The sequence below is a fragment of the Pseudomonas sp. SDO524_S393 genome, assembly GCF_054071875.1.
On sequence record NZ_JBSVVZ010000036.1, the window covers coordinates 1 to 15,396 of the forward strand.

General features: G+C 61.5%; 14 protein-coding genes. 10 read left to right on the top strand and 4 right to left on the bottom strand.

The window, feature by feature from the left end; translation table 11 throughout:
• Positions 1-84: 84 nt before the first annotated feature.
• Entirely contained in the window at positions 85-936 is an 852-nt protein-coding gene (locus ACW9IB_RS16915; protein WP_457414554.1) for a glycine betaine ABC transporter substrate-binding protein, read from the bottom strand.
• 332 nt (positions 937-1,268) lie between these two features.
• Between ACW9IB_RS16915 and ACW9IB_RS16920 the strand changes: the two genes are divergently transcribed.
• On the top strand, positions 1,269-2,822 hold the full coding sequence (locus tag ACW9IB_RS16920) for a glycoside hydrolase family 17 protein (RefSeq protein ID WP_457414555.1): 1,554 nt from the start codon (positions 1,269-1,271) through the stop codon (positions 2,820-2,822).
• Between the two features lie 113 nt (positions 2,823-2,935).
• Here ACW9IB_RS16920 and ACW9IB_RS16925 read toward each other — a convergent pair whose 3' ends face one another.
• A complete protein-coding gene (locus ACW9IB_RS16925; RefSeq protein WP_457367596.1) occupies positions 2,936-3,304 on the bottom strand; it encodes a hypothetical protein in 369 nt (122 codons plus the stop codon).
• Positions 3,305-3,539: 235 nt separating this feature from the next.
• Between ACW9IB_RS16925 and ACW9IB_RS16930 the strand changes: the two genes are divergently transcribed.
• Together ACW9IB_RS16930 and ACW9IB_RS16935 are read left to right on the top strand one after the other, a co-directional pair.
• On the top strand, positions 3,540-4,838 hold the full coding sequence (locus ACW9IB_RS16930) for a serine/threonine protein kinase (protein WP_457367597.1): 1,299 nt from the start codon (positions 3,540-3,542) through the stop codon (positions 4,836-4,838).
• Positions 4,831-5,619 carry an MlaA family lipoprotein gene (locus ACW9IB_RS16935; protein WP_457367598.1) on the top strand — a complete coding sequence of 263 codons (789 nt, stop codon included), beginning with the start codon at positions 4,831-4,833 and terminating at the stop codon, positions 5,617-5,619. The genes ACW9IB_RS16930 and ACW9IB_RS16935 overlap by 8 nt, the downstream gene beginning before the upstream one ends.
• A 53-nt stretch (positions 5,620-5,672) precedes the next feature.
• On the opposite strand, the gene ACW9IB_RS16940 is transcribed toward ACW9IB_RS16935, so the two are convergent.
• Complete coding sequence (locus tag ACW9IB_RS16940; protein ID WP_457414556.1) at positions 5,673-6,587, bottom strand: DUF808 domain-containing protein; 915 nt, start codon at positions 6,585-6,587, stop codon at positions 5,673-5,675.
• A gap of 134 nt (positions 6,588-6,721) precedes the next feature.
• On the opposite strand from ACW9IB_RS16940, the gene ACW9IB_RS16945 reads away from it, so the two are divergent.
• On the top strand, positions 6,722-7,327 hold the full coding sequence (locus ACW9IB_RS16945; RefSeq protein ID WP_457414557.1) for a TetR/AcrR family transcriptional regulator: 606 nt from the start codon (positions 6,722-6,724) through the stop codon (positions 7,325-7,327).
• 205 nt (positions 7,328-7,532) lie between these two features.
• A complete protein-coding gene (locus tag ACW9IB_RS16950; RefSeq protein ID WP_457414559.1) occupies positions 7,533-7,991 on the top strand; it encodes an REP-associated tyrosine transposase in 459 nt (152 codons plus the stop codon).
• 119 nt (positions 7,992-8,110) lie between these two features.
• Here the strand turns inward: ACW9IB_RS16950 and ACW9IB_RS16955 are convergent, their stop codons facing one another.
• The gene (locus ACW9IB_RS16955) at positions 8,111-8,551 is read right to left on the bottom strand and encodes a GlcG/HbpS family heme-binding protein (RefSeq protein ID WP_457414561.1); all 441 of its coding nucleotides are present in this window, start codon (positions 8,549-8,551) and stop codon (positions 8,111-8,113) included.
• Positions 8,552-8,807: 256 nt separating this feature from the next.
• Here ACW9IB_RS16955 and gcl point away from each other — a divergent pair, with 256 nt between their 5' ends.
• From gcl to pyk, 5 genes are all read left to right on the top strand, one after another.
• Positions 8,808-10,583, top strand: coding sequence for a glyoxylate carboligase (gene gcl / locus ACW9IB_RS16960; RefSeq protein WP_457414562.1), 1,776 nt, complete (start codon positions 8,808-8,810; stop codon positions 10,581-10,583).
• Between the two features lie 10 nt (positions 10,584-10,593).
• Positions 10,594-11,376: a hydroxypyruvate isomerase gene (gene hyi, locus ACW9IB_RS16965; RefSeq protein WP_457367604.1), complete on the top strand. Its 783-nt coding sequence runs from the start codon at positions 10,594-10,596 to the stop codon at positions 11,374-11,376.
• A gap of 176 nt (positions 11,377-11,552) precedes the next feature.
• On the top strand, positions 11,553-12,443 hold the full coding sequence (locus tag ACW9IB_RS16970; RefSeq protein WP_457414564.1) for a 2-hydroxy-3-oxopropionate reductase: 891 nt from the start codon (positions 11,553-11,555) through the stop codon (positions 12,441-12,443).
• A gap of 192 nt (positions 12,444-12,635) precedes the next feature.
• Entirely contained in the window at positions 12,636-13,916 is a 1,281-nt protein-coding gene (locus tag ACW9IB_RS16975; RefSeq protein ID WP_457414566.1) for a glycerate kinase type-2 family protein, read from the top strand.
• Complete coding sequence (pyk, locus tag ACW9IB_RS16980; protein ID WP_457367607.1) at positions 13,906-15,321, top strand: pyruvate kinase; 1,416 nt, start codon at positions 13,906-13,908, stop codon at positions 15,319-15,321. The genes ACW9IB_RS16975 and pyk overlap by 11 nt, the downstream gene beginning before the upstream one ends.
• The last annotated feature ends 75 nt before the right edge of the window (positions 15,322-15,396 follow it).

The following is a 15,396-nucleotide window of genomic DNA, read 5'->3' on the forward strand; positions in this document are numbered from 1 at the left end:
GCTTATGCATCGACTGGCACACTGCTTTCGCGGGCAAGCCCGCTCCCACATTGGGTCTGCGGCGTAATTTCTACAGATTAACGGTTATTTACCGGTCCACTCGGCGACACGCTCAGGGTGCTTGGCAACCCAGTCCTTGGCTGCGGCGTCAGGCTTGGCGCCTTCTTGAATCGCCAGCATGACTTCGCCGATTTCATCCTTGGAGGCCCACTGGAATTTCTTCAGGAAGGCCGCGACTTCCGGCGCTTTCTTCTCCAGGCCCTTGCTGCCGATGCTGTTGACGGTTTCAGCAGCACCATAAACCCCTTTTGGATCGTCGAGGAAACGCAGTTTCCATTTGGCGAACATCCAGTGCGGCACCCAACCGGTCACCGCAATGGATTCCTGTTTGTCTTCGGCGCGGGTCAATTCGGCGATCATCGCCGCGCCCGAGCTGGCTTGCAGTTTGTAGTCGAGGCCGTACTGCTTGATGGCTTCATCGGTCTTGAGCATCACACCCGAACCGGCATCGATGCCGACGATCTTGTTCTTGAAGGTGGTGTCGGTCTTGAGGTCTTCGATGGACTTGGCTTTCACGTACTCCGGCACGATCAGGCCGATCTTCGCGTCCTTGAAGTTGGGGCCGTAGTCGACCACCTTGTCCTTGTTCTTGGCCCAGTATTCACCGTGGGTCACCGGCAACCACGCGGAAAGCATGGCGTCGAGTTTGCCGGTGGCAACGCCCTGCCACATGATCCCGGTGGCCACCGCTTGCAGTTTCACGTCGTAGCCGAGCTTTTCCTTGATTACCTCGGCGGCCACGTGGGTAGTCGCCACGCTGTCGGACCAACCGTCCACGTAACCGATGCTCAGGGTTTTGCTGTCGGCGCTGGCCAGTGTGGAGCCCATCGCAACTACCAGAGTGGCAGCTGCGCCCAAGAGTCGTCGCATCTTCATAGTACTTCCCCGAAAGTGCTGCGCCCGACGGATGCCGAGCGACGTCAACCTGTTGTTATGTGGTGCACCGCGCCCCCTTCACGCGCATCGATCCGGCTGCTGAGGCATCAGTGGAGTGCTGACCCTTTGATCATCAACCTGACGGGGCTTGGAACCTGCTCTGCCTGCGACCTCAGGTAAGCAAGAAACGACATCACAACGCCAGTAGGACGTTTTGTAGGATATGGCGTCAAAATCCCGCCCGAACTTTGCATGTCAAAATTATGCGGTCCCACTGGGACGGGGCAAATCCGGGTAAGATGCGCGCCTTTGCTCTTCCAGATAAGCCGACCATGCTCGCGAATGCCCGCTTCCCTGCCCTGCCCTATTTCCTCGCCTTTGTCCTCGGCCTGCTGGCCCTCGTCGGTTACTGGTACGGCCTCGGCCGGCCCGTCGTGTTGCCGGACGTCGCCAGCGCCAGCCACAAGATGCAATGCGCGTCCTACACCCCTTTCGACAAAGACCAATCGCCGTTCGACCAGCCCTTCGCCCTGCGCCCCGCGCGCATGGACGCCGACCTGGCCTTGCTGGCTACCCGCTTCGAATGCATTCGCACCTACTCCATGACCGGCCTGGAAGCCCTGCCGGACATGGCGCGCAAGCATGGGCTCAAAGTGATGGCCGGCGCCTGGGTCAGCAGCGACCCGGCGGCCACCGAAAAGGAGATCGACGAGCTGATTGCCTCGGCCAACGCCAATCCGGATGTGGTGACCTCGGTGATCGTCGGCAACGAAGCCCTGCTGCGCAAGGAAGTGACCGCCAGCCAATTGGTGAAGCTGATCCACAAGGTCAAAAGCCGGATCAAACAACCCGTCACCTACGCGGACGTGTGGGAATTCTGGCTACAACACCCGGAAATCGCTCCGGCAGTGGACTTCCTCACCATTCACCTGCTGCCCTACTGGGAGGATGATCCCTCCGGTATCGATCAGGCCCTCAAGCACGTGGGCGATGTGCGCCAGACCTTCGGCAACAAGTTTGCCCCCAAGGACATCCTGATCGGTGAAACCGGCTGGCCCAGCGAAGGTCGTCAGCGGGAAACGGCGGTGCCGAGCCGGGTCAACGAAGCCAGGTTCATGCGCGGCTTCGTGGCCATGGCCGAAGCCAATGGCTGGCGCTACAACCTGATCGAAGCCTTTGATCAACCCTGGAAACGCGCCAGCGAAGGCGCCGTCGGCGGCTACTGGGGCCTGTTCGATGCCGATCGCCAGGACAAGGGCATCCTCGCAGGGCCCGTGACCAATGTGCCCTACTGGCCGCTGTGGCTGGGCGTGGGTGGGCTTATCCTGTTGGGCACTCTGGTGCTGGGTGGTCGTGTGCGCAGCACCCGCGCCGCGATTGCCCTGCCGCTGCTGGGGGCGGTGGCGGCTTGCTCGATTGGCACCTGGGCCGAGCTGACCCGCGTGACGGCACGCTTCAACGATGAATGGCTGTGGGCAGGCCTGCTGGTGCTATTGAACGTGCTGGTGCTGGCCCATGCGGCACTGGCCCTGAGCGCACGCCAAGGTTGGCGTGAGCGGATGTTCGATTGGCTGGAGCGACACGCAGGCTGGCTGGTGGCAATTGCCGGTTTTGCCGGCGCGGTGATGATGCTGGCGTTGGTGTTCGACCCACGCTACCGCAGCTTCCCGAGTGCAGCACTGGTGCTTCCGGCCCTTGTGTATCTGGTGCGTCCTGTGACTGGACCGCGCCGGGAAATCGCTCTGCTGGCCTTCATCATCGGAGCGGGCATTGCACCGCAGTTGTACCGTGAGGGGCTGTGGAACCAGCAGGCGTGGGGCTGGGCGATTGTCAGCGTGCTGATGGTTGCAGCGTTGTGGCGTTGCTTGCGGGTGCGCAAAGCTTAAAACCGCTATCGCAGGCAAGCCGGCTCCCACACTTGACCGAGTACATCCCTTGGAATGCGGTCAAGTGTGGGAGCTGCGGTTCGACGCTTCGACTTGCCTGCGATAAGGCCCTATCAGGCCACCCGACGCTCCCTGACCAAACGCAACCCCGCAATCACCACCGCAAACACCGCAAAACTGGTGTTGTACAGCGCCAGCGCCGGCAGCCCGAACAGCATCCCCAGCACCGCCAAGCCCCATCCGGCGCGGCCCGGCACGAAAAACGCCAGCACCGCCGTGATCAGCGCCGCCCAGCCCATCACCTTGAAGTGAATCATCAGCCCCAGGTTCGAGCGCAACTGGCATTCCCAGCGGCTGGCTTCATCGGCGCAGATACCCACCCAACGGCCATCCTCCATAAAGCCATAGCGCGCACCATAACTGGCAGCCAGCCAGAGCGGCAGGGCAATCAGCAGCAGAATCAGCGGCAAACGACGGGACATGGGGAACTCCGATAGGCAAAAACGGCGCTCAGCTTAATGCCCCGGCGGCCGTTGGCAAGGCGCATACACACAATTAGTGTTCATCAAAGCATGGCAAAGTGTATCGTCTGGCTACTATTACCCCGATTCCGACGTTATTTTCCGACTTTTCGTGCCGAGTGATGGCACTTCGGCGATAACGCGACGGTCATAGCCTGCGAACTTCATTCAGCACGTTTCCCCTGGGGATTAAGTCATGCTCCGTTCCTTGCGCTGTGCCGCCCTGTTGGGCAGCCTATTTCTGAGTGCGTCAGCACTGGCCGTCGACATCGACCAAGCCAGCTATGGCTTCCCGCTGACCAACCCGTTCGAAGCGACCATCGCCACCACCCCGCCCGACCTTCGGCCCAAGCTGCCGAGCGATGACGACATCAATCAGTCCGACTACACCCTGACGATGCGCCCCGAGCGTGAATTCAGCCTGCCGGACAACTTCTGGGCGGTGAAAAAACTCACCTACCGAATCGCCAAACAGGACCACGCCGCGCCGCTGATCTTCCTGATCGCGGGCACCGGCGCGCGGTTCGACAGCAGCATCAACGAATACCTGAAAAAGCTGTATTACCAGGCCGGCTACCACGTGGTGCAGTTGTCCTCGCCGACCAGTTTCGACTTCATCAGCGCCGCGTCACGCTTCGCCACCCCGGGCATCACCCAGGAAGACGCCGAAGACATGTACCGCGTGATGCAAGCGGTGCGCGCGCAGAACGCCTCGTTGCCGATCACCGACTTCTACCTCACCGGCTACAGCCTGGGCGGCCTGGACGCGGCATTCGTCAGCAAACTGGACGAGACCCGCCGCAGCTTCAACTTCAAGAAAGTGTTGTTGCTGAACCCGCCGGTCAACCTCTACACCTCGATCACCAACCTCGACAAGCTGGTACAGACCGAGGTCAAAGGCATCAACAACACCACCACTTTCTATGAACTGGTGTTGAACAAACTGACCCGCTACTTCCAGCAAAAAGGCTACATCGACCTCAACGACGCCCTGCTCTATGACTTCCAGCAGTCCAAGCAGCACCTGTCCAACGAACAGATGGCCATGCTGATCGGCACCTCGTTTCGCTTCTCGGCGGCCGATATCGCCTTCACCTCGGACCTGATCAACCGTCGTGGCCTGATCATCCCGCCGAAATACCCGATCACCGAAAGCACCAGCCTCACACCGTTCCTCAAACGTGCGCTGCAGTGCGACTTCGACTGCTACCTCACCGAGCAGGTGATCCCGATGTGGCGGGCACGCTCCGACGGCGGCAGCCTGTTGCAACTGGTGGACCAGGTCAGCCTGTACGCCCTCAAGGACTACCTGCGCGACAGCCCGAAAATCGCCGTCATGCACAACGCCGACGACGTGATCCTCGGCCCTGGCGACCTGGGTTTCCTGCGTAAAACCTTCGGCGATCGCTTGACCGTCTACCCGTTGGGCGGCCACTGCGGCAACCTCAATTACCGCGTCAACGCCGACGCCATGCTGGAGTTCTTCCGTGGCTAAATATCTTCTGCTGCTCGCCGCGCTCCTCTGCGCAGGCGTGGCCAACGCCGACAACAGCAAGGCCCATGATCCGGTCCAGGTCGATGCCGATGGCTTCAAGGAGCCACTGAGCAAACTCAAATTCAACCCGGGGCTGGACCAGCGTGAGTTCGAGCGATCCTCGCTCACCGCACTGAACGTGTACGACCCGCTGGAATCGTGGAACCGCCGCGTCTACCACTTCAACTATCGCTTCGACCAATGGGTGTTCCTGCCGGTGGTCGACGGTTACCGTTACGTCACGCCAAGCTTCCTGCGTACCGGTGTGAGCAACTTCTTCAACAACCTCGGCGACGTGCCCAACCTGTTGAACAGCCTGCTGCAACTCAAGGGCCACCGCTCCCTTGAAACCACCGGGCGCCTGCTGCTCAACACCACCATCGGCATCGCCGGCCTGTGGGACCCGGCCACCGCCATGGGCCTGCCACGCCAGAGCGAAGACTTCGGCCAGACCCTGGGCTTCTACGGCGTCCCCGGTGGTGCCTACCTGGTACTGCCGATCTTCGGCCCCTCGAACCTGCGCGACACCACTGGCCTGATCGTCGACTACGGCGCCGAAAACCAGATCAACTTCCTCAACGTCGCGGAAGTCAGCTCCAACCATCCGGAAGTCTGGGCCCTGCGCGCGGTGGACAAGCGCTACCAGACCAGCTTCCGCTACGGCCAGATGAACTCGCCGTTCGAGTACGAGAAGGTGCGCTACATCTATACCGAATCACGCAAATTGCAGATTGCCGAGTAAACGCCCACAAAAAAGGCCATTCGATTGAATGGCCTTTTTAATTGTCGCCCGCCTCAAGTCTTCAACGCGTTCCACACCTTGCCGACGACACTGACCAACGCCAACACCGCCGCCCCCGCAATAACTCCCGCCACACCATTGAGCAATACCGGCACCAACCACGCCACCCCGCCCACACTCTGGCTGACCGTCTCGATCCAGTGATGCACCACCGGCACGCCATGGGTGAGAATCCCGCCGCCTACCAGAAACATCGCCGCCGTGCCGATCACCGACAGGCTTTTCATCATGTACGGGGCTGCACGCAGAATGGCCCCACCGATGCTGCGCGCCGCCTGGCCAGGCTTCCGGGTCAGCCACAGGCCCAGGTCGTCCAGTTTGACGATGCCGGCCACCAGGCCATAGACGCCCACGGTCATGACGATGGCGATACCGGATAGCACGATCACCTGCTGCATGAGCGGCGCATCGGCCACGGTCCCCAGGGTGATGGCGATGATTTCGGCGGAGAGAATGAAGTCGGTGCGGATCGCACCTTTGATCTTGTCTTTCTCAAAGGCCACCAGATCGATGGTCGGGTCGGCGACGGCTTCGACCAACAGTGCATGCTCGGCCTGGTCCTCGTCCTGACGGTGCAGGAATTTATGCGCCAGCTTTTCGAACCCTTCGAAACACAGGTACGCGCCGCCGAGCATCAACAGCGGCGTCACGGCCCAGGGTGCGAACGCGCTGATCAATAGCGCCGCCGGTACCAGGATCAACTTGTTGACGAAAGAGCCCTTCGCCACGGCCCATACCACGGGAATTTCCCGTTCTGCGCGCACGCCACTGACCTGTTGCGCATTCAGCGCCAGGTCATCGCCCAGCACGCCGGCCGTTTTCTTGGCCGCCATCTTGGTCATCAGGGCAACGTCATCGAGTACTGCGGCGATATCGTCGATCAATACCAACAAGCTGCTACCTGCCATGAATCGTTCTTCCATAAGAGGGGGATAAATCGAGCATAGCGCGGCGCAAAGCGCTGCGGGCACATTGTTGAGGCTTGCGGATGGCCGGTGCTACCATGCTCGACCGCCAGTCCTGGCAAGGAAACACTGGGTTTATGAGCACCATTCGCGAGCGCAACAAACAAATGATCCTGCGGGCGGCCAGCGAGGAGTTTGCCGACAAGGGCTTCGCCGCGACCAAAACCAGCGACATCGCGGCCAAGGCCGGGCTGCCCAAGCCCAACGTCTATTACTACTTCAAGTCCAAGGACAACCTCTACCGCGAGGTGCTCGAGAGCATCATCGAGCCGATCCTGGCCGCCTCCACGCCGTTCAACCCCGACGGCGACCCCAAGGAAGTATTGAGCAACTACATCCGTTCGAAAATCCGCATCTCCCGCGACCTGCCGTTCGCCTCCAAGGTCTTCGCCAGCGAAATCATGCACGGCGCGCCGCACCTCAGCGCTGACCAGGTCGAACAACTCAACGCCCAGGCCAAGCACAACATCGACTGCATCCAAAGCTGGGTCGATCGCGGCCTGATCGCCGCCATCGATCCCAACCACCTGATGTTCAGCATCTGGGCGGCCACGCAGACCTATGCGGACTTCGACTGGCAGATTACGGCGGTGACCGGCAAGGCCAGGCTGGACGAGGCGGATTATGAAGCGGCGACGCAGACGATAATTCGGTTGGTGCTCAAGGGGTGTGAGCCGGACTGAAAGGCCGAGGTGCGGCTATCGCAGGCAAGCCAGCTCCCACATTGTTCTGCGTCGCACACAAATTGTATAAACACCGCAAGGCCCACTGTGGGAGCGGGCTTGCCCGCGATAGCGTTCTCCCGGACACATCCAGCCAAAAGCCTGCCCGCCAAGCTTGGCTACTGATATCTAGCCTCTTAGAACCCCACTGAAGAGAGGCCATGGAATGCCTGATCTCCCTGCTTCAAAGCGCCTGCGCATTGGCCGCCATGACGAGCCCAAACGCATCTATTCATTGACGACCAACACCCTGAATCGCGAACCTGTTTTTCAAGACTTCAAGCTGGGCCGGTTGGTGGTTCAACAATTCCGGATTGCCCAAAACCAAGGTCTGGCGACCTCACTGGCCTGGGTCGTCATGCCCGATCACTTCCATTGGCTCATCTCGTTGGACAAAGGGTCACTTGCCGATTTGATGCGCCAAGTGAAGTCCAAAAGTACTCGCGCAGTGAATGCCGTCGCCGGGCGCCAAGGTCGACTCTGGCAACCCGGCTTTCACGACCATGCGCTGCGCCGTGAAGAAAGCCTTGAAGGGATCGCCCGGTATATCGTGGCCAATCCCCTAAGAGCTGGATTGGTAAAACGATATGGCGACTATCCGCTGTGGGATGCCATTTGGCTTTGACTTGACACCGAGTCGTCGCCATCGCAGGCAAGCCAGCTCCCACAGAGATTGTTGGAGTTCACACTGGCCAATGTGGGAGCTGGCTTGCCTGCGAAGAGGCCCTTCCAGTCACATTACAATCAGGCTGACACCCCCGCATCCGCCATCAACCCCACCCCCTCGATCGCCGTAATCGCACACTGCTCGTCGATGTCCGACGTATCCCCGCTGATGCCGATCGCACCCAGCACTGCCCCCAACTGATCGCGGATCAACACCCCGCCCGGCGCCGGCACCACACTGCCCTGCCCCAAGCTGTTCAACGCCGCGATAAACGCTGGCCGTTGCTGCGCGTCGAGTGCCAGCAAGCGCGAGCCCTTGCCCATGGCAATCGCGCCCCAGGCTTTGCCGATGGCGATCTGCGGGCGCAGCAGGCTCGCGCCGTCTTCGCGCTGCAAGGTCACCAGGTGGCCGCCGCTGTCGAGTACCGCGATGGTCAGCGGCGCAGCCGAAATGGCGCGGCCCGCGGTCAGGGCCTGACTCGCCAACTGGGTAGCAATTTTCAAGGTTAAAGCGCTCATGGTGCCGTCCTTCTTTTGTTATTGGGAAAGCGGTGGAGGTCTGTTTGATCAGATGCTCGATCAAACAAATAGAACACAATGAAATTTATTTTTGTATACAATATTTTCGCACAAACCCTCCATACGTCGAAAAAATGCCATCCGACGAGCGTCAGGATCAACGAATAAAATGAATTGACCTGCGCAGCTCGCCGTGAATACACTTCGAACCATCACCACTTGTATACAATTACAAAACGCAAGAGGCACCAAAATCATGAGCAAAATGAGAGCAATCGAAGCCGCCGTTCTGGTGATGCGCCGTGAAGGCGTGGACACCGCCTTCGGTATCCCGGGCGCCGCGATCAACCCGCTGTATTCGGCCTTGCAGAAGGTGGGTGGCATCGATCACGTCCTTGCTCGCCATGTTGAAGGCGCCTCCCATATGGCCGAGGGCTACACCCGCACCAAGGCCGGCAACATTGGCGTGTGCATCGGCACGTCGGGCCCGGCAGGCACCGACATGGTCACCGGCCTGTACAGCGCCTCGGCGGATTCGATCCCGATCCTGTGCATCACCGGCCAAGCGCCGCGTGCCCGCATGCACAAAGAAGACTTCCAGGCTGTCGACATCACCAGCATCGTCAAACCGGTGACCAAGTGGGCAACCACCGTCCTGGAACCCGGCCAGGTGCCCTACGCCTTCCAGAAAGCCTTTTATGAAATGCGCTCCGGCCGCCCGGGCCCGGTGCTGATCGACCTGCCGTTCGACGTGCAGATGGCCGAGATCGAATTCGACATCGACGCCTACCAGCCTCTGCCCCTGGCCAAGCCGCTGGCGACCCGTGTGCAAGTGGAGAAAGCCCTGGCCCTGCTCGACCAGGCCGAACGTCCGTTGTTGGTGAGCGGCGGCGGCGTGATCAACGCCGATGCCAGCGAACTGCTCGTTGAGTTTGCTGAACTCACCGGCATCCCGGTCATCCCGACCCTGATGGGCTGGGGCACCATCCCCGATGACCACCCGTTGATGGTGGGCATGGTCGGCCTGCAGACCTCGCACCGTTATGGCAACGCCACCCTGCTCAAATCCGATGTGGTGCTGGGTGTCGGCAACCGGTGGGCCAACCGTCACACCGGCTCGGTCGACGTCTACACCGAAGGTCGCAAGTTCATTCACGTCGACATCGAGCCGACGCAGATTGGCCGCGTGTTCACGCCGGACCTGGGCATCGTCTCCGACGCCGGCTCGGCGCTGACGATGTTCATTGAAGTCGCTCGCGAGTGGAAAGCCGCCGGCAAGCTCAAGGATCGCAGCGCCTGGCTCAGTGATTGCCAGCAACGTAAAGCCACCCTGCAGCGCAAGACCCACTTTGATGCGGTGCCGGTCAAGCCTCAGCGGGTGTACGAAGAAATGAACCAGGTGTTCGGCAAAGACACCTGCTACGTCAGCACCATCGGTCTGTCGCAGATCGCCGGCGCGCAATTTCTGCACGTGTACAAGCCACGCCACTGGATCAACTGCGGCCAGGCCGGTCCGTTGGGCTGGACCATTCCCGCCGCGCTCGGTGTGGTCAAGGCCGACCCGAGCCGCAAGGTGGTGGCATTGTCCGGCGACTATGACTTCCAGTTCATGATCGAAGAGCTGGCCGTGGGTGCGCAGTTCAAGCTGCCGTACATCCACGTGGTGGTGAACAACTCCTACCTGGGCCTGATCCGCCAGGCCCAGCGCGGGTTTGAGATGGACTACTGCGTGCAGCTGTCTTTCGACAACCTCAATGCGCCGGAACTCAATGGTTATGGCGTGGACCACGTCGCCGTCGCCGAAGGTCTGGGATGCAAGGCCCTGCGCGTGTTCGAGCCAGGCCAGATCGCGCCGGCCCTGCGCCGCGCCGAGGAAATGATCGAAGAATTCAAGGTTCCGGTGATCGTTGAGATTATTCTGGAGCGCGTGACCAATATTTCCATGGGCACCGAGATCAACGCCGTCAACGAATTCGAAGATCTGGCCCTGGTCGGCAACGACGCGCCGACCGCCATTTCCCTGCTCGATTAAGGAGAACCCTATGCCGCGTTTTGCCGCCAACCTGTCCATGCTGTTTACCGAACAGGACTTCCTTGCTCGCTTCAAAGCGGCCGCCGACGCGGGCTTCCAAGGCGTCGAGTACCTGTTCCCCTATGAATTCAGCTCCGCCGAAATCAAGGCACAACTCGACGCCCACGGTCTGACACAGGTGCTGTTCAACCTGCCGGCCGGCGACTGGGCCAAGGGCGAGCGCGGCCTGGCCTGCCACCCGGACCGGGTCGAGGAATTCCGCGCCGGGGTCAAGCTGGCCATCGCCTACGCCCAGGTACTGGGCAATACCCAGGTCAACTGCCTGGCGGGTATTCGGCCCCAAGGCGTGGACGACGCGACCGTTGAAAAGACCTTCGTCGCCAACCTCCAGTACGCCGCCGAAAAACTGCAAGCGGCGGGCATCAAGCTGGTGATGGAGATGATCAACACCCGCGACATCCCGGGCTTCTACCTGAACAACACCGCGCAAGCCCTGTCGATTCGCGAGCAGGTGGGCAGCGCCAACCTGTTCCTGCAATACGACATCTACCACATGCAAATCATGGAAGGCGACCTGGCCCGCACCATGGCCACGCACCTGGATGACATCAACCACATCCAGTTGGCGGACAACCCCGGGCGCAACGAGCCGGGCACCGGTGAGATCAACTACCGCTTCCTGTTCGAACACCTGGACCGCATCGGCTATACGGGCTGGGTCGGCTGCGAATACAAGCCGTTGACCACCACCGAGGCGGGTTTGGGCTGGCTTAAAACCCATAACGCAATCTGACAGAACAAACACAGAACTAAATGTGGGAGCTGGCTTGCCTGCGATAGCGGTCCTTCAGTTACAGATGGATTGCCTGAACACCGTAATCGCAGGCAAGCCAGCTCCCACAGTAGATCTTCTGTGTCTTGGCAGGCCCGGGGCAGGCCTGCCCATCCAATAACAAGAGGATTTTGATCATGGCTAAAATCGGATTCATCGGCACCGGCATCATGGGCGAACCCATGGCTGCGAACCTGCAAAAGGCAGGTCATCAACTGTTTCTGTCCGAACACCACAGCAAGGCGCCACAGGCGTTGATCGACGCCGGTGCCGTGGCCCTGGCCAACCCTCAGCAGGTTGCCCAGGAAGCCGAATTCATCATCGTGATGGTGCCCGACACGCCGCAGGTCGATGAAGTGCTGTTCCGCAAGGACGGCGTGGCGGCCGGCCTGTCGCCGAACAAAGTGGTGATCGACATGAGCTCGATCTCGCCCACCGCCACCAAGGCGTTCGCCGCGAAAATCAACGAGACCGGCGCGCAGTACCTGGACGCACCGGTGTCCGGCGGCGAAGTCGGCGCCAAGGCCGGCACCCTGAGCATCATGGTCGGCGGCGAGCCGCAGACCTTCGAGCGCGCACTGCCGTTGTTCCAGAGCATGGGCAAGAACATCACCCTGGTCGGCAGCAATGGCGATGGCCAAACCGCCAAGGTGGCCAACCAGATCATCGTGGCGCTGAACATCCAGGCGGTGGCCGAAGCGCTGCTGTTCGCCTCGAAAAACGGCGCCGACCCGGCCAAGGTGCGTGAAGCGCTGATGGGCGGTTTTGCCTCCTCGAAGATCCTCGAAGTGCACGGCGAGCGCATGATCAAGGGCACCTTCGACCCGGGCTTCCGCATCAACCTGCACCAGAAAGACCTCAACCTGGCACTGGCCGGGGCCAAGGAACTGGGGATCAACCTGCCGAACACCGCCGGCACCCAGCAAGTCTTCAGCACCTGCAACGCACTGGGTGGCGGCAACTGGGACCACTCAGCGCTGATCAAGGGGCTGGAGCACATGGCGAACTTCTCGATTCGCGAGAAGTAATACACGCCGCTCCCAGCATTTGAAATGCGGTCGAATGTGGGAGCGGGCTTGCTCGCGAAAGCGATGTATCCATCAACATGGATGTTGGATGTCAGTCCGCATTCGCGAGCAAGCCCGCTCCCACAGTTGATCGCATTCCAGTTCCTGAAATTGAAGCACCTCTAATAACAAAAAATCTCCGGGAGCCCGCTTATGTCGGTCGATCCGCAACACCTGCTTCGCGAGCTGTTTGCCACAGCCATCGACGCTGCCCACCCCCGGCAAGTCCTTGAACCCTACCTGCCCGCCGACCGCGGCGGCCGTGTGATCGTGATCGGCGCCGGCAAGGCCGCCGCCGCCATGGCGCTGGTGGTGGAAAACGTTTGGCAGGGCGAAGTCACCGGTCTGGTTGTCACCCGCTACGGCCACGGCGCGCCATGCAAGAAAATCGAAGTGGTCGAAGCCGCCCACCCCGTGCCCGACGCCGCCGGCCTGGCCGTGGCCCAGCGCGTGCTGGAACTGATCAGCAACCTCAGCGAAGACGACCGCGTGATCTTCCTGCTCTCCGGCGGCGGCTCGGCCTTGCTGGCCCTGCCCGCCGCAGGCATCACCCTGGCCGACAAGCAGGCCATCAACAAGGCCCTGCTCAAATCCGGCGCCACCATTGGCGAGATGAATTGCGTGCGCAAGCACCTCTCGGCCATCAAAGGCGGTCGATTGGCGAAAGCCGCATGGCCCGCCACGGTCTACACCTACGCGATTTCCGACGTACCGGGCGACCAGGCCACGGTGATTGCCTCCGGTCCCACCGTCGGCGACCCCAGCACCTCGCAACAGGCGCTGGCGATTCTCAAGCGCTACCACATCGACGCGCCCGCCTCGGTGCGCAACTGGTTGCAGAACCCGGCGTCGGAGACCGTCAAACCCGGCGACCCGGTGCTTGCCCGCAGCCACTTCCAATTGATCGCCCGCCCCCAGCAGTCCCTCGAAGCGGTAGCGGTCAAAGTCCGCCAGGCCGGTTTCAGCCCGCTGATCCTCGGCGACCTGGAAGGCGAAGCACGGGACGTGGCCAAGGTACACGCCGGCATCGCCCGGCAAATCGTGCAGCACGGTCAACCGTTGGCCGCACCGTGCGTGATCCTCTCCGGCGGCGAAACCACCGTGACCGTACGCGGCGATGGCCGTGGCGGGCGCAATGCCGAATTCCTGCTGAGCCTCACCGACAGCCTCAAGGGCCTGCCCGGCGTGTACGCCCTGGCCGGTGACACCGACGGCATCGACGGCTCCGAAGACAACGCCGGCGCCATCATGACCCCGTGCAGCTACCGCCGTGCCGAAGCCCTGGGCCTGTCGGCCAGTGACGAGCTGGATAACAACAACGGCTACGGCTACTTCGCCGCCCTCGACGGTTTGATCATCACCGAACCGACCCGTACCAACGTCAATGACTTCCGCGCCATTCTGATCCTCGAGAGTTCCTCCCATGACGCCTGACAAGAAGGTCAAAATCCTCGCCACCCTGGGCCCGGCCACCGACGGTATCGATGACATTCGCGAGCTGGTGGAGGCCGGGGTGAACATCTTTCGCCTCAACTTCAGCCATGGCGACCACGCCGACCATGCGCAGCGCTATCAGTGGATCCGCCAGGTGGAGCGCGAGCTGAATTACCCGCTGGGTATCCTCATGGACCTGCAAGGGCCCAAGCTGCGGATCGGACGGTTCGGCGAAGGCAAGGTGCAACTGGTGCGCGGCCAGGCGCTGCGCCTGGACCTGGACGCGACGCCGGGCGATCAGTGCCGGGTCAACCTGCCCCACCCGGAAATCATCGCGGCGCTGCAACCGGGCATGGACCTGCTGCTGGACGACGGCAAGCTGCGCCTGCGGGTCATCACCAAACACGCCGATGCCATCGACACCACAGTGCTCAATGGCGGCGAACTGTCTGATCGCAAAGGCGTGAACGTCCCACAAGCGCTGCTGGAACTGAGCCCACTGACCGCCAAGGACCGGCGCGACTTGAGCTTCGGTCTGGAACTGGGCGTGGATTGGGTGGCACTGTCGTTCGTGCAACGCCCGGAAGACATCCGCGAGGCCCGTAGCCTGATCGGGGACCGGGCGTTCCTGATGGCCAAGATCGAAAAACCCTCGGCGGTGCAGCGCCTGCAGGAAATCGCCGAACTGAGCGACGCGATCATGGTGGCCAGAGGGGATCTGGGTGTAGAGGTGCCGGCGGAAAGCGTGCCGCAAATCCAGAAAGACATCATCGGCACCTGCCGCCAACTGGGCAAACCTGTGGTGGTGGCGACGCAGATGCTCGAGTCCATGCGCTTCTCGCCGGCGCCGACCCGCGCCGAGGTCACGGATGTGGCCAATGCGGTAGCCGAAGGCGCGGATGCGGTGATGCTGTCGGCGGAAACCGCTTCGGGCGAGTACCCGCTGGAAGCCGTGCAGATGATGAGCAAGATCATCCGCCAGGTGGAAAACGGCCCGGACTACCAGACGCAGCTCGACGTCAGCCGCCCCAAGGCCGAGGCCACGGTGTCGGACGCCATCAGCTGTGCGATCCGCCGCATCAGCAGCATCCTGCCGGTGGCGGTGCTGGTGAACTACAGCGAATCGGGCAGTTCCAGCCTGCGTGCCGCGCGTGAACGGCCTGTGGCCCCGATCCTCAACCTCACGCCGAACCTGTCCACGGCGCGGCGCTTGAGCGTGGCGTGGGGCGTGCACTCGGTGGTCAACGACCGACTGCGCCAGGTGGATGAGGTGTGTTCCACCGCACTGGAAATCGCCCAGGCCCAAGGCATGGCGGAGCGTGGGGATACGTTGGTGATTACCGCCGGGGTGCCGTTCGGGCAGCCGGGGTCGACCAATTCGCTGCGTATCGAGACGTTGATCTAGCGTCTGTTCGGGCCTCTTCGCGGGCAAGCCCGCTCCCACATTTGACTGTATTCACGCATCAAAAGGTGGGAGCTG